15 protein-coding genes are annotated in these 14,936 nt (G+C 63.0%); 6 read left to right on the top strand and 9 right to left on the bottom strand.

All coding sequences use genetic code 11. From position 1 onward, the window contains the following. Positions 1-9: 9 nt before the first annotated feature. Both V7N12_RS03510 and V7N12_RS03515 read right to left on the bottom strand, forming a co-directional pair. Entirely contained in the window at positions 10-1,332 is a 1,323-nt protein-coding gene (locus tag V7N12_RS03510; RefSeq protein WP_333712735.1) for an ABC transporter substrate-binding protein, read from the bottom strand. Between the two features lie 33 nt (positions 1,333-1,365). Beyond that, complete coding sequence (locus V7N12_RS03515; protein ID WP_333712736.1) at positions 1,366-2,454, bottom strand: ABC transporter ATP-binding protein; 1,089 nt, start codon at positions 2,452-2,454, stop codon at positions 1,366-1,368. 123 nt (positions 2,455-2,577) lie between these two features. Here V7N12_RS03515 and V7N12_RS03520 point away from each other — a divergent pair, with 123 nt between their 5' ends. From V7N12_RS03520 to V7N12_RS03545, 6 genes are all read left to right on the top strand, one after another. Further along, positions 2,578-3,237 carry a GntR family transcriptional regulator gene (locus V7N12_RS03520; RefSeq protein WP_333712737.1) on the top strand — a complete coding sequence of 220 codons (660 nt, stop codon included), beginning with the start codon at positions 2,578-2,580 and terminating at the stop codon, positions 3,235-3,237. An 82-nt stretch (positions 3,238-3,319) separates the two neighbouring features. Then, on the top strand, positions 3,320-4,252 hold the full coding sequence (locus tag V7N12_RS03525) for an N-acyl homoserine lactonase family protein (RefSeq protein ID WP_333712738.1): 933 nt from the start codon (positions 3,320-3,322) through the stop codon (positions 4,250-4,252). Then, positions 4,253-5,122, top strand: a complete 870-nt coding sequence (locus tag V7N12_RS03530) for a TIGR01459 family HAD-type hydrolase (protein WP_333712739.1) — start codon at positions 4,253-4,255, stop codon at positions 5,120-5,122. It begins immediately after the preceding gene. Next, entirely contained in the window at positions 5,106-6,071 is a 966-nt protein-coding gene (locus V7N12_RS03535) for a class II aldolase/adducin family protein (protein WP_333712741.1), read from the top strand. The genes V7N12_RS03530 and V7N12_RS03535 overlap by 17 nt, the downstream gene beginning before the upstream one ends. After that, positions 6,068-7,354 (top strand): FGGY-family carbohydrate kinase, encoded by a 1,287-nt coding sequence (locus V7N12_RS03540; RefSeq protein WP_333712742.1) that lies wholly within the window; start codon positions 6,068-6,070, stop codon positions 7,352-7,354. Before V7N12_RS03535 ends, V7N12_RS03540 begins: the two co-directional genes overlap by 4 nt. Before the next feature lie 274 nt (positions 7,355-7,628). Then, complete coding sequence (locus V7N12_RS03545) at positions 7,629-8,546, top strand: hypothetical protein (RefSeq protein WP_333712772.1); 918 nt, start codon at positions 7,629-7,631, stop codon at positions 8,544-8,546. 143 nt (positions 8,547-8,689) lie between these two features. Here V7N12_RS03545 and V7N12_RS03550 read toward each other — a convergent pair whose 3' ends face one another. The 7 genes from V7N12_RS03550 to V7N12_RS03580 all read right to left on the bottom strand — a co-directional run bounded on the left by V7N12_RS03550 (position 8,690) and on the right by V7N12_RS03580 (position 14,870). Next, complete coding sequence (locus V7N12_RS03550; protein ID WP_333712744.1) at positions 8,690-9,253, bottom strand: hypothetical protein; 564 nt, start codon at positions 9,251-9,253, stop codon at positions 8,690-8,692. 30 nt (positions 9,254-9,283) lie between these two features. Next, entirely contained in the window at positions 9,284-9,817 is a 534-nt protein-coding gene (locus V7N12_RS03555) for a hypothetical protein (RefSeq protein ID WP_333712745.1), read from the bottom strand. A gap of 12 nt (positions 9,818-9,829) precedes the next feature. Continuing rightward, the gene (locus tag V7N12_RS03560; protein WP_333712746.1) at positions 9,830-10,300 is read right to left on the bottom strand and encodes a hypothetical protein; all 471 of its coding nucleotides are present in this window, start codon (positions 10,298-10,300) and stop codon (positions 9,830-9,832) included. Between the two features lie 54 nt (positions 10,301-10,354). Next, positions 10,355-11,112, bottom strand: a protein-coding gene (locus V7N12_RS03565) for an IS5 family transposase (protein WP_333712747.1) whose coding sequence is annotated in 2 segments (ribosomal slippage) — positions 10,355-10,791 and positions 10,791-11,112 — 759 coding nt in all. Because the reading frame shifts where the segments join, the coding sequence is not laid out codon by codon here. 61 nt (positions 11,113-11,173) lie between these two features. Then, positions 11,174-12,604, bottom strand: coding sequence for an aldehyde dehydrogenase family protein (locus tag V7N12_RS03570; protein ID WP_333712748.1), 1,431 nt, complete (start codon positions 12,602-12,604; stop codon positions 11,174-11,176). Next, complete coding sequence (locus V7N12_RS03575) at positions 12,601-13,941, bottom strand: nucleotide disphospho-sugar-binding domain-containing protein (RefSeq protein ID WP_333712749.1); 1,341 nt, start codon at positions 13,939-13,941, stop codon at positions 12,601-12,603. The genes V7N12_RS03570 and V7N12_RS03575 overlap by 4 nt, the downstream gene beginning before the upstream one ends. Further along, positions 13,938-14,870, bottom strand: coding sequence for an FCD domain-containing protein (locus V7N12_RS03580; protein WP_333712750.1), 933 nt, complete (start codon positions 14,868-14,870; stop codon positions 13,938-13,940). The genes V7N12_RS03575 and V7N12_RS03580 overlap by 4 nt, the downstream gene beginning before the upstream one ends. Positions 14,871-14,936: the final 66 nt, after the last annotated feature.

Genomic DNA, 14,936 nt, shown 5'->3' on the forward strand with positions numbered 1-14,936 from the left:
AGCGGCAGCTTACTGCCAGATGTAGTAGCCTTCGGCTTCCATCAGCGCGCGGGTGCGTTCGGCGATCCCGTCAAGCGCCGCCTGGATGTCGAGACCTTCGGTCAGGACCTGGCTCATCGTGGTGCCGATATCGGCATTGATGCGGCCCCACGCCGGGATGATCGGACGCCAGTCCGGATCGGCGTATTGCAGGGCTTCACCGAAGGTCGCCGACCATGGATAGAGCGCGTTCAGACCGGGATCAGCGTAGGTCGAGAAGCGCGACGGGTTCCCGCCGGCCATCGCGACAGCAAGATCACCCTCGCGGCTGGTCAGCCACTGCATCAGCAGGAAGGCTGCCTCGGGGTGCTCGGCGTTGCGGGGGATCGCGAGGCCGAAACCGCCGGTCTGGCTTGCGCGCTGAACGCCCATCGGGTGCATGGCGTAGCCGACATTACCGACCACGGTGGACCGGGACGGGTCCTGAAAATCGGCCGCAAAGGCGATCGAATCGAGGAACATCGCGGCTTGACCCTGCGCAAAGGCATTGGCGGCTTCGGCGGGACCGAATGCGCTGGACCCTGCTGGCCCACATTCCACGATCCTGCGCAGTGCTTCCGCTGCGGCGACACCTTCGGGCGAATTGATCGTGGGCTCCCATCCCTCGCCGAAGACCCTGCCGCCAAGCGGTGCCAGATGCAGAAGAAACGCATGTGCCGCCTGGTGGCCCGAGGCCGCACGACTGGCGACGCCGCCCATCCCGGGCTCAAGCTCGGGTATCTGGCAGGCCAGTGTCAGAAGCTCGTTATAGGTTTCCGGCACGTCGAGCCCGTGCTTTTCGAAAATGTCGGTGCGGTAGTAAAGAACGCTGGTCTCGGACCCGAAGGGCAAACCGAAGAGCGATCCAGTCGGCCCCGGCAGATAGCCCCGCTCGCCGCCGGCAACACCGATGTTCTGGACGTAGCCGTCGATCAGGTCTTCCGCGTCGTAGTTCGGATCCGCAAGGCGCGGGTTCATGAAGAACGGCGCGAGGTTCAGGATCTGATCGGCATAAACGTAGTCCGCCTTGGAAAACACGACATATGCGATAAGGTCATAGGCGCCCTCGTCCAGCGCGAGTTCCAGCGTCTGCCGTTCGCGCATGTCGAGATACGGCAGCATGTCCACCTCGACCTCGATGCCAGTTTGCGCCGTGAATTCGGGCAGCACCTGCATCACCGCATTGTAGTGCGGATGGGCGGGGAAATTCACGACAAGTGTCGTGCCCTCATAGGGTTCATAGGGATTTGCCAGCACAGACGAGGCGCACAAGGCCCCCGCCAGCACGGTCGTTGCGGTTAGTGACTTCAGCATCCGATGTCCTCCCTGGTTGCTGATCGAAGACGCCTAGAGCGCCGCCTCCGTCTTGGGGTCGAAAAGGTGAAGCCCCTCGGGACGCATCGCAAAACGCAGCGTCTCACCCAGGGCTATGGGCGTTTCTGATTTCAGTTCCACGGTGACCTTGTCGCCGCCGCAATCGCAGATCAGAACCGATTGCGCGCCGACATATTCGGACACGATCACGTTCAGATCGAGGCTGCGCTCGGCGGCCGCGTCGGGCTGGAATTCCAGATCGGACGGACGGACCCCGAGGATCACCTTTTGCTGCGCTTTGGCCCGCGCCCGCTGCGCAAGGTCCACGGGCAATGCGACGGAAAAGGCCGGCCCCTTCGCCATGAGCACGCCGCCTTCGTCGGCCAGCGTCGCGTCGAGAAAATTCATCGGCGGAGAGCCCAGAAAGCCCGCCACAAACTTGTTGACCGGTCGCTTGAACAGCTCGGTCGGCGTGCCCTGCTGCTGGATATGCCCGCCATGCATGACAACGATGCGATCCGCGAGGGTCATCGCCTCGATCTGGTCGTGGGTCACGTAGATCATGTTCTTCTTCACTGACTGACGCATCACGGCCAGTTCCGCCCGCATCTGCCCGCGCAGTTTCGCGTCGAGGTTGGACAGCGGCTCGTCAAAGAGGAAAGTGCCCGCATCCTTGCAAAGCGCGCGGCCCATGGCGACACGCTGACGCTGCCCGCCCGACAACTCGCCCGGCTTGCGATCGAGAAACTGCGCAAGACCCAGCATCTCGGCCGTTTCCTTCACGCGCCTGTCGATCTCTGCCTGCGGCGTCTTTTGCAGGCGCAGGGAAAACGACATGTTCCGCGCCACATTCATGTGCGGGTAGAGCGCGTAATCCTGGAACACCATCGCAATGTCGCGATCCTTGGGGTCAAGGCCGGACACAGCCCGGTCGCCCATGTAGATCTCGCCCTCGGACACGCTTTCCAGCCCAGCAAGCATCCGCAGCGTCGTCGACTTGCCACACCCCGAAGGCCCGACCAGGACGGTGAATTCATTCTCCGCCATCGTCAGGTCGATACCATGGAGAACCTCCACGGCACCGTAGCGCTTTACCAGTCTCTCGAGCCGAACCTCTGGCATCGAATCTCCCTCTCCTCGCCGAAGTAGCTTTATGTATACAAACTTTATTGTAAATATCCATTCTTGCAAGGCGGGCGTTTTCTTGTAGCCTGCCACAAGGATGAAAAGAAAAGGCCCAAGTCAATGGCACAGGATGAAGTAGGCAAACCGACACGCGGAGGCGCCGCACGTCTGATCGAGGCCGCCCTGATGGACGACATCGCCGCAGGAGCGCTTGAGCCGGGCGAACGCCTGGACGAGGTGAAACTGACCGAGCGTTTCGGCGTCTCGCGCACGCCGGTGCGCGAGGCACTGTCGCGTCTGGTCGCGCAGGGAATCCTTGCGCCCGGCGAAAAGCGTGGCGTCCGGGTGGCGCAATACACCCGGGCTGAGCTTGCCCAAATCTTTGAAACAATGCACGAAATAGAGGCCGCATGTGCCCGGATCGCGGCGCAACGCCTGACGCTTTTGTCGCGCATGGAGATCGAATCGGCACAGTCCGCCTGCATCGAAGCCGCCAAAGCCGGCGACCGCCTTGCCTACCTGCGCGCGAACGAGGCGCTTCACGCCGCTATCTACCGCGCCACCGGCAACCCCTATATGGAAGAACTCGCCTCGGAATTCCGCCGCCGCACCGGCCCGTTCCGGGCCAAGAAGTTCGCCTCGAAGTCAGACCTCATCGCCTCTGCCAAGAGCCACGAGGCCTTGATCGCCTCGATCTTCTCGGAGGATTCGAACGAGGCTTCGGACGGCATGCGCGCCCATATGACCACCAGCTTCATGCAGACCCTGGCCGCAAACTGACACCTTGATCGCGATTTTGGCTTGAGTTTGCATGCAATCTATTATTTCTGTATGCACAACGAGTCAAAGAGAGGCGATGCGCATGGGCGTTCAGGACACCAGAATCTATCCGATCAACACCGGCTGGCTAGAGGCCGATCTGGGCACCTACATCTTCTGGAAGGGCCCCGCCGGCAAGAAGTACTGGAACCCGGTCTATTGCCACTATGTCGATACGGGCGAGCACAAGATCCTGATCGATACCGGCCTGCCCGATGAAGAACGCGCAAGCAAGTATCACCACAAGTGCGAAAAGCGCGGCTGCCTGCAGGTGCATGAACATCTGGAACAGAAGCTGGGCGTGCACCCTGACGAGATCGACGCGATCGTCTTTACCCATCTGCACTGGGACCACGTGCAGAACATGAAACGGTTCAAGAACGCCCGCTACATCGCGCCCAAGGCCGAGATCGAAATGGCCTACAACCCGTTGCCGCTCTATTACCGCACCTACGAGGCGAATATCGGTGTCGAACAGGCCTATGCGGGATGTGTCTTCGAGGCTGTAGAGGACGAATGCGAGGTCCTGCCCGGCATCACGATGTTCCATACGCCCGGCCATTCTGTCGGCCATATGGCGGTTTCGGTTGCGACTTCGGCAGGCGACATCTGCGTGGCCGGCGATGCGATCTTCCTGGAACGCAACCTCGAGCCCAATCCTTCGGAAGCCTGGCGTTTCTGGGTGCCTGCGAGGTTCGTGAATTCCTACGAGGGTTGGAAATCCGTCGAAGAGATCGACAAGCGCGCCGACTATGTCCTGCCCTGTCATGACGAAGCGGCGAACGCGCGGTCCGATGTGTTCCCCTATGAAGGCATGCCGATCCGCAAGCGCCGCCAGGTCATCCCGGGCTACAAGTTCTACTTCGGGGACATGCCTGCGGGCAGCGTCCACAACGCCGCCCCCGCGATGACGCGGGAAGAGGCAGAGGTCTATATTGCAGGGCTGAAAGACCCCATGGATATGGCCGAATACTGAATGGTGGTCGAGATCGACAACCTTGGTGACATCGCTGACCGGTTCGACGTCATCGTCTTGGATCAATGGGGCGTGCTGCATGATGGCAGCGCCCCCTATCCCGGCGCGGTCGACGCGCTGGCGCGGTTGAAATCACGGGGCAAGCAGCTGGCCGTCCTGTCGAATTCCGGAAAGCGCGCCGCTTCCAATCTGGGGCGGATCGCCGATCTGGGGTTCGACCCCGCACACTTCGATCACGTGATGACCTCGGGCGAAGCGCTGTGGCAGGACATCGCCGCCGGTCGGGTGACCGCAAGACGCGCCTACGCGCTGGAACGCGCGCCCGGGGATGCCACCGCTTGGGCCGAGGGTCTCGATTTCTCTATCCTGCCCGGCCTCGACGACGCCGACGCCGTTCTGCTGATGGGTTTGCCCGACGGCGCAGTGGCAGCGGGCTTCGATCTCCTGCTTGGGGAAATCATCGCGCGGGATCTGCCGATCCTGTGCACCAATCCCGACCGGGCCTCGCCCCGGGCGGGCGGTGTCACCGTCATCTCGCCCGGCGCGCTGGCCCATGCGGCGGCGGCGGCGGGCGCGACGGTCATCTTCTACGGCAAACCCCATGCCCCCATCTTTCGCGCGCTTGAAGCCAGTCTTGGCATCACGTCCGAGCGGCTCTTGATGGTCGGGGACAGCCTGGAACACGACATCGCCGGGGCTTGTGCTGCGGGCTGGTCGACCGCCTTCGTGCGCGGCGGGCTGCATGCCGCCGCATTCGCCGGGGATGTTCCGATGCAAGAGGCCCTGGCGCAGCTTGCGACAACCGACAACGCGCCCCTTCCCGATTTCACCCTCGCGACACTCGGAGGACGCGATGACCCACCCCGATGAGTTTCCCGCCTTTCGCAAGCTGTCAGCCGCACTCGGGCGTGACCCCCTGCGCGTGCAGGGCCCGGGCGGGAATACCTCGTTCAAGGATGGTGGCACGCTGTGGATCAAGGCCTCGGGGACCGAGCTTGCCGAGGCCGAGGCCCGCGACATCTTCGTCGCGGTGGACCTGAAGGCGGCCCGTGCCGAGGCCAGTGGTGCCGGTGACGGCAGTTGCAAGGACACCGTGATCGACAAGACGAAAGGGCTGCGCCCCTCGATCGAGACGACGTTCCATGCCGCCCTGCCCTGGCGCGTGATCGCGCATACCCACTCGATCGCGACGCTTGCCCATGCGGTCAGCCCCGAAGGCCGGCAGGTGGCCGACGAAAAGCTGGCCGGGCTGCCCGCAGCGAGGGTGCCCTATGCCAAGCCCGGCCTGCCGCTGACCCGCAATATCCTTGCCCGTGCGACCGACGAGACGCAGGTGTTCGTGCTGGAGAACCACGGGCTGATCGTTTGTGGCCGGGATGTGGCGGAAACCGCTGCCCTGATGGAAGAGGTAGAGGCCCGGCTGGCCCTGCCCTGTCAAGGCATCGCTTCCGCCATGCCGGACACGCCCCCGCCTGCCGGTTTCACATGGGCCGCGGAAAGCTGGATCGCGCGGGATGCGCGGGCCGCGCGGCTGGCGCTGGCCGGGTCCTACTACCCTGACCACGTCGTCTTTCTTGGCCCCGCGCTTCCGGCGGCGGACCATGACGGCACCCCGCCGGCAGTGCTGATCGCGGGCACGGGCATCGCCCTGCGCGAGGGGGCCACAGCGTCGCAACGCGCCATGCTGCGCTGCCTGTCGGACCTGCTGATGCGGCTGCCCGAGACATGGACACCCCAGGCCATCGGGCCCGACGCAGAGGCAGAGCTGCTGGACTGGGACGCCGAGAAATACCGCCAGGCGCTGGCAGCCCGATCATGAACCTGCCCCTCGCCCTCGGGATCGACCTTGGCACATCCGGCGTCCGGACCGCTGTGCTGGACGCGCAGGGCACCATTCTGGCCGTGGCACGCAGCAGCTATGGCGCGAACCCCGATGACCACCGCAACCCGGAACTCTGGTGGCGCGCGGTCACCACCTGCATGGACGCGCAGATGCAGGCTCTGCGCGAGGCAGGCAGAGACCCCGAGGACATTTCGGGACTTGCCGTCGACGGCACCTCGGGCAGTCTTGTCCTGACTGATGCGGCACTGGTGCCGGTCACGCGGGCGCTGATGTATCACGACGGCGGCCTGACGACCGAGGCCGAGATGATCGCGTCCGTCGCACCCGACCCCCATGTGGCGCGCGGCCCGGGATCGGCACTGGCGCGCGCCTTGCGGCTGGCTGCCGAGGACACCGAAGGCCGCGCCGCCCATCTTCTGCATCAGGCCGATTTCATCGCGGCACGTCTAATGGGTCGGGGCGGCTACACGGATCACAACAACGCGCTGAAAACCGGGCTTGATCCGGGCACAGGTCTCTGGCCCGACTGGATGGACGCGCTGCCGTTGCAGGCCAAAATCCTCCCGCAGGCGGCCACACCCGGCACGCCGCTGGACCGCGTGGCGCCCGATGTGGCTGCGCGCTTCGGTCTGTCCAGAACCGCGCTTGTCCATGCAGGAACGACGGACAGCATCGCGGCATTCCTGGCTGCCGCAACACCCGTTGCAGGGGCTGCGGTGACCTCACTCGGCACCACTTTGGCGATCAAGATCTGTTCGGACCGACGCATCGACGCGCCTGAGCTTGGGCTTTATTCGCATCGGATCGGCAATTGCTGGCTGGTCGGCGGGGCGTCCAATACCGGCGGCGGCGTCCTGCGCAGCCTGTTTGACGACGCCGAACTGGTCAGCCTTTCGGCCCGGATCGACCCATCGGTGGAAAGCCCGCTTGACTACTACCCGCTGTTGCGACCCGGCGAGCGGTTTCCCGTCAACGACCCATCTCTTTCACCACGGATGTCGCCAAGGCCGTCCGACGACGTAGCGTTCCTGCATGGCCTGCTGGAAAGCATCGCCCGGATCGAAAAGCGCGCCTATCAGATCATTGCAGGTCTCGGAGGACCGGAGCCGGAGCGCATTATCACCGCTGGCGGTGGGGGGGCCTCGAGCACGGCATGGTCGGCAATCCGTGCCCGTGTGCTGGGCGTTCCGGTAGTGACGGCGCAGACGCCCGAGGCGTCCGTCGGCACTGCGAAACTGGTCGATCTTTCGAAGACGTAGACGACGACGAAGGATTTTTGACGCGATGCGCCTTTGATGCAAGTCCAACCCTGCAAGGCAGCGCGGGCAAGCTGAACTTTGCGCGTCAGAACCATGACTGATGCGGATGTGTTGCTTATCTTCGCCAACCCCGCCAAACAAAGGGGGCGGGTTCTTGGTTTTCCATGCCACACTGTGCACGCAAAGCTGACAACAGAAACATACATGAGGACAGAGTATGTGGGATTTTTCTTTTCGCCGAAGTTTGGGCTTGATGGTGCAGACATTGCCCTTCGTGATCTTGCGTATGGCGGTCTACTTCGGTGCGGCGCTGGCCTATGTTCTGATCACCGGAACCGGTGCAGGTCTGGGTTGGGGCATTGGCGCACTTGGCGATGACGGATTTCGGGCCTCGGCGACATTTTTTGGAGGCTTGACCGGCTTCGCGATCGTCTCGGTCGTGATGTACTGGTTGCGGGAATACATTCTTTATCTGGTCAAGGCGGGCCATATCGCCGTCATGGTCGAGCTGATCGACAACCGACCGATGCCCGAAGGCCGCAGCCAGATCGGGCATGCGCAAGCAATGGTGCGCGAAAGGTTCAGCGAGGCGAGCGTTCTCTTTGCCATCGACCAACTGGTGAAGGGCGTGCTGCGCGCGATCACCGGCCTGATCCGCGGTGTCTTCACCCTTCTGCCGATCCCCGGAGTAAGGCAACTCGTCACGATCCTGCGCGCGTTCCTGAATGTCGCGGTCGGCTTCATCGACGAAGTCATCCTCGCCCACGGAATGCGCACCCGCGCGACCGATCCTTGGGGGTCGGCACGCACTGCCCTTGTCCTTTATGCACAGAACTACCGTCCGATGCTGAAGAACGCGGCATGGATCACCTTGTTTGTTTACGGGCTGACGGCCCTTGTCTTCTTCTTGATGTTGGCCCCTGCGGCACTGATCAGCAATCTCTATCCCGGCAGCCTGTCGGGCATCGGCATTGTGATTGCCTTCGTTCTGGCATGGTCCGTAAAACAGGCGCTTCTTGAACCGCTTGCCGTGGCATGCCTGCTGCAGGCCTACTTCCGCACGGTCGAAGGTCAAAGCCCTGATCCGCAATGGGATGCCAAGCTGGATCAACTTTCGCAGAAATTCCGCGAGTTGAAGGCAAAAGCCATGCCTGAAACCAACACCGCACCCAAGAGCGAAGGGGCGGCGTGACAAGCCGGACAGGGTCGTCGCCGGAACAAGTGGCGACGACTTGCCCGTTCGGTCGCATCCCCAAGGCCCCTGTCCATGACCCGACTATCGGGTCCCCCGATGACGTCAATGGCTTCGCAACCTTCGGACAGTCGCGCGCGCCATCATCCGGTCTTGCGCATCCACACGGTGCGGCGTGCCTCGATCGGCGTGCCCTGAACGACGGAATCGATCTGCATGATCCCGTAGAGGGTCGCCCAGTCGACTGCCATCATCCGGTAGGTGAACTCCATCGTCACGCCATCGATCACGGCGGTCGACGTGCCGATCAGCCGTGGCAATTCCAGCTGGGAACACCCGGCGACCAAGGCCACATCTTCGGGTGAAAGCAGCGGCTCGGGGATGTCGGGGTTGTCGATCTCGACGACCCATCGCGGTTCGTCCGCAAGGCGCAGGACAAGCGGCTCTTGCGCCTCGGGGTGGGTGGCCTGCAAGGTGTCGCCGAGCTGGAAGATCGTGATCGTGTCGACCTCGTCGGCACCCGGGAACGGCAAGACCATGCCGCCAATCAGGGCATAGCCCGCCTGATGCTCGATCAGCCACTCACCGGTGAAGACCTCTTGTATCTGCGCCCAGTCACCTGCACCCGACGCGCCACAAAGCGGGGTCTCTTGCGCGAAGGCGGGCGCCGCCATCACCATGCTGAAAACCAAAAGCCTATTCTTCATGTCGTCCTCCTGTTGGGGATTTCGCCTTTGTCATTCCTCGACGAAGAAGGGCGTATCGAACGCGCCTTCGATGGGGCGGCAGTTGTCCGGGTCGGCCTCTGCGCCGAAGTCGTCAGCCAGGCACAAAAGTCCCCGGAAGCTGCCGGTGGCACGACCTTCATCGCCCTCGACCGACAAGGTCGTGAAAGTCACTTCCAGCGGTTCAGGCGCGCCGTCCGAGACCCAGAACTGCATGGCTCCATCGGGAACAAAGGTCACGCTGGTCGAAATTGGTGCGGTCTCGGGTCCGGGCGCATGCGACATGAACGTGGCGTCAAAGACGAAATTGCCGTCTTCCGTCAGCAGGCTCAGTGCGGAACTGTTGTTGAGGGTCAGAAACAGATTGGCCGTCGGCGACACCAGATCACCATCGGTCACGATGACCGTTGAACGCTCGAAGGTTTCATCGGCGAAGGTGGCCGTGATCGTGCCGATTTCCTCGACCTCCCAGGCATGGGCCGGAAGGGCGAGTAGCGGCATGGCGCACACGACAAGCGAAAGGGTGCGTGACGGGAAAGATGTCATGGTAGGTCCTCCTTAATTGCAGTTCGGTGTTGTCAGTTGGAATGCGCCGGCATCAGAGACCTGCGCCCGACCTTCCGCGATCAGGGCCTCGCCAATCACGCGAAACTCGTCGTCGGCCAGCCCCAGACCGTCGAGGATCTCGTTGATGTTCGAACGGTCGACGATACATCCGGCAGCCTCGATCGCCGCGATTGCACGCGCTGTCTGCACTTCGCCAGTCGCCGTGCAAGCGGGTGTGGTCAGGCGGAATGTTCCCGTTTGGGACACATCGGCGCGGCCTTCGGCGACAAGCTCTTGACCGATTGCGCGGAAGGCCGCGTCGCTGAGCCCGAGACCGTCGAGCACCTCGTTCACGTTGGTGTCGTCGATACTGCATCCGGCAGCCTCGATTGCTGCGACAGTCCGCTCTTTCGGGGTTTCGGCATGGCCTGCGGTGGCGATGGCGGCGATGCAGGCCAAGAAACGAAGGGGTTTTCTGGTCATGGCCGCAGGCTCCTTTCTGTTGGGTTGGTGTCTAGGCTCCAGACTCATTGATATTCAAAGCCAGAACAGGACGGTTGCTGCGAGCGCGACGGCGGACAGGAACACCTTCGGGCATCTGTCGTAACGCGTGGCGATCCTGCGCCAATCCTTCAGTCGCCCGAACATGATCTCGATCCGGTTGCGCCGCTTATAGCGTCGTTTGTCGTATTTCACGGTCGCCTTGCGCGCCTTGCGGCCGGGAATACAGGGCGTTATCTCCTTGTCTTTCAACGCATCTCTGAACCAGTCAGCATCATACCCGCGATCAGCGATCAGCCAGTCGGCATTGGGTAACTCCCCCAACAAGGCCGCCGCGCCAGTGTAATCGCTGTCCTGACCCGCCGACATGAAGAAGGTGATCGGTCGCCCGATTGCATCAGTGATGGCGTGTAGTTTGGTGTTCATGCCACCCTTGGTCCGTCCAATCAGGCGACCACGCCCCCCTTTTTCAACCGCAAGCTCGAAGCCGTGCGATGTGCCTTCAGATAGGTGGCGTCGATCATGATCGTCTTGGTCTCGGTCCCCTCTGCCGCTAGACCCGCCATAATCTGGGCGAACACACCCTTGTCGCTCCACCGTTTCCAGCGGTTATACAAGGTCTTGTGCGGGCCGTATTCCCTAGGCGCGTCACACCACCGCAACCCATTGCGATTGATGAAGATTATCCCGCTCAACACCCGCCGGTCATCTACCCGCGGCTTGCCGTGGCTCTTGGGAAAGAAGGGCTTCAGCCGCGCCATCTGCGCGTCGCTCAGCCAGAAAAGGTTGCTCATGATCCAGTCTCCTTTCGGAGCTTGAATCAGGCCAAGCCTACAAAATCAATGGGTCCTGACCCTAGAACGCGGTGATGACCTTGGTTTCGAGAAACTCTGCGATCCCCAGTTCGCCGCCTTCGCGCCCATTGCCCGATTGCTTGTAGCCCCCAAACGGACTGCCCGCCGCAAGGAAACCGCCGTTCACATTGACCATCCCGGCCTCCAACCGGCGGGCCACGCGGGCGATCCTCTCGGAGGAGCCGGACGAGATATATGACGACAGCCCGTAGGTCGTGTCATTGGCCATGGCGATGGCCTCTTCTTCGGTTTCGAAGGGCAGCATGACCAGCACGGGGCCGAAGATCTCTTCGCGGACGATGCGCATGTCAGGGGTGACATCTGCAAAGATGGTGGGTTTGACGTAGTATCCCTTGTCCAGCCCGTCAGGCCGGCCCAGCCCGCCGGCGACGAGGCGCGCACCTTCGTCGAGACCGGCCTTGATCATCGCCTGAACCCTGTCGAATTGCAGCTTGTGGGCCAGGGGCCCGATATGCTCGCCCTCTTCCGAGGCAGGTCCCACCGCGATGTCTTCGGCGGTGCGGCGGGCAATCTCGACGGCCTGGTCAAAGGCCGAGGCTTCGACCAGCATCCGCGAGGGGGCGTCACAGCTTTGGCCGGTATTGGCCGCGACGGCATATACCCCGTTCGACACCGCCTCTTCGAGGTCGGCATCCGCGAAAATCAGGTTGGGCGATTTCCCCCCCAGTTCCAGCGCCACGCGTTTCACGGTCGGGGCGCTGTCGATGCTGACGGCCGTGCCGCCACGGTGCGAGCCGGTAAAGGACATCATCGCCACATCGGGATGCCTGGAAAGGGCAGCACCCACCACAGGGCCTTCGCCATGGACCAGATTGAAGACACCGGCCGGCAGGCCCGCCTCGTGCAGGATCTCGGCATAGAGGATCGCGGAAAGGGGCGTCAGCTCGGACGGCTTCAGAACCATGGTGCACCCTGCGATCAACGCAGGCACGACCTTCAGCACGATCTGGTTGATCGGCCAGTTCCACGGTGTGATCATGCCGACGACACCGATGGGCGCGTGCACCACATGGTCACCATTGGGCAGGGTCCGTTCAAATTCGAAGGTCTTTGCGGCGGCCACGGCACCTTCCACGATACTCAGCCCGACAGCGGCCTGTTCATCGCGCGAAAACGCGATCGGCGCCCCCATCTCGGCCGAGATGGTCTGCGCCATGTCTTCGTAGCGACGTTCATAGATCTTCTGGATACGGGCAATGATGGCCAGCCTCTCGTCAAGCGAGGTGGCCGACCATGCCGGAAAGGCAGCCTTGGCAGCAGCGACGGCTGCGTCCACATCTGCGGGTCCGCCCATGGCGAGGGTGGCGATGGTCTCTTCGGTCGAGGGATCGACCACCGGAAAGCTTTCCTTGGCCAGCGGCGGCACCCAGGCACCGCCGATGTAGAAACTGTCTGTGTGGGTATATTTCATGAGAAACTCCTCGTCTGATCATGGGTCGCGGTGGCGACGGGTGTGGGGACAGTCTTGGGCAGGGCCAACAATGCTAGGATGCGGGCGGTCGCCTCGGTCGTGGCGGGGCCCTGCCTGAGGCGGGCGGCTGTGGCCGACAGCCGGACTTTCAGGTCTGTATCCGCCAGCAGGCTTTCGATTGCGGGGCCGAGATGTTCGATCTGAAGTCCGCAACGGGACAGGGCGCGCCCCAGACCTGCCTCTTCGATGCGCCGGGCGGTGTCATGGCCATCCCAGAAGTAGGGAAGAACAAGCGAGGGTGCGCCATTCAACAGGGCCTCGCAGGTCGAACTCAACCCGCCGTGGTGGATGAACAGATCGCAATGGGCCACGACGGACGGCTGGGGAAACCAGTATTGCAAATGCACGTTGTCGGGCACCTTCGAATAGGCATCCAGCCGCGCGCCCACGTTCACCAGAAAGCGCGCCGGCACATCGGCAAACACACTGATCAGGCGCCGCATGAACCCTGTGTCCAGCGCGCCAAGGCTGCCGAAACTGACGTAGACCAGCGGTCCCGCGTTGCGCGGCAGGTCCGGCACGGCAAAGGGCGGTTCGGTTCTGACGTTGTGCTCCATCATCAGGAAGCGGTCGGCGGGCAGCGCGGTGTCACGATCGATCCGCAGCGGGGACGGCGCGATGACGAGGTTCAGATACGGGCTTTCGTCCATGAAGACAGTCGGAGGCAGCGCCGGAACACCGGCATCCGCGCGGAACGTCATATAGTCGTCGTGCACCGGGCCAAGGATCCGTCTGGCCGCCTCCGTGAAGGGCCCGAAGTTGTCCCCCTGGCCCAGACCGGACATTGGCGGCGGCACCCCTGGACCCGGTATCTCGTTCTCGGCGGTGGACATGACCCGCACCCAGGGCGCGCCATGGGTCATGATTGCGGGATACATGATCACATCGTCGATCACGATAAGGTCCGGCTGCAACAGATCCAGCGCCGCTTTCAGAGAGGCCTCGGTCGCGATGACCTCGGACAGCGCGGCGCGATAGGTCGGCGCGACGAGGTGTTCCAGCTGCGCCATGGGCGGCGCGTCGAAGATGGGCACCTTGCGCTCGAGAAACTCTGCCCAGTATCCGCTGTCGCTGGCGACGGTGGGCGGCAGCACGTGTTCCTCGAACCCGTAGTCCCTGAAGACGCCGGCAAAACCCTCGCGCGTGATGAACCGGCAGAGCACCCCCTGCCCCCGCAAGGCCTGGGCCAGCGTGATGCAATTCAGCGCCGCACCAAAGCTTGCTTCGGGGAAGAAAACCACATTGCGGCGATGACCAAGGCCGGTTTCGAACTTCAACGGGTTCCCTCCGTCGGCAAGACAGGTCTGGCATGGGCCCAGTCCTGCGGGCCATGTGCCGTCGCAAGATGCAACCGCAGCCTGTCGCGGGCGATACCCAAACGACCGGCCTCGATATCGAGCAGAATCTGCAGATGGTCACCGATCGCAACCCGCGCCATATGATCGTTGAAGCCCAGCCGCGGCGCAAGTAGGTCCAGAAGGGTCAGATGCGACGTGATCGCACCCTCGATGAAGTGGTTGCCAGAGGCACGCGCGATGAAACCGTGGAACTCTTGCTCGGCGGCGGCGAAGGCATGGGGCGCAATGCCGTTGGGCGGCCGTGCGAGGATGTCTTCCGATGCTTGCAGAACCGCCTTCAACGCCTCTGCGTCTGCATGGAAGCCGGGCGCTTCAAGCGCCGCAGTTTCAAGGGCCATGCGAAAGTCGAGGCTCTGCCGATTGGACCGCGCCGTCACGATGTCGGAATGAAAGACCCAGGATTGCCCCTCGGACTTGGTGATGACGCTGAGCAGCGCCAGCTCTTCCAGCGCTGACTGGATCCGGCCGCGCGGCAGCGCATAGCGTCGGGCAAGCTCCGAGATGGTCACCGTCGGCCCGATCCGGCGCTGGCCCAGATCACGCAGGATCAGCGCCGTTGTATCGGTTTCCTGCGGCTGCCCGTCCTTGAGCGCGCGCAGATGATCCGACCCCGGTGTGACGGCAAGGCAATAGCCGCCCCCCTCGCCCTTTTGGACCAATCCCTGTTCTTCCAGATGCGCCAGCGCGCGCCGCACCGGTGTCCGCGAAACCCCGCAGACGCGGGCCAGCGCAAGCTCGGGCAGGCGCGCACCCTGTGCAAGCCCCTGCTGGCGCGCCTCCGCAAGGATAAGCTGACCAAGCACTGCGGCGCGGGCATCGGCTGTCTGCGGCATGTCGAGAGTGTCCACGAAATACACGATTTGCCCACAATATGACCGATTTGCCTGGGTCTGACCAGCACGATAAGGATTCTT

This window comes from Yoonia sp. (assembly GCF_036770585.1).
Lineage (GTDB): Bacteria > Pseudomonadota > Alphaproteobacteria > Rhodobacterales > Rhodobacteraceae > Yoonia.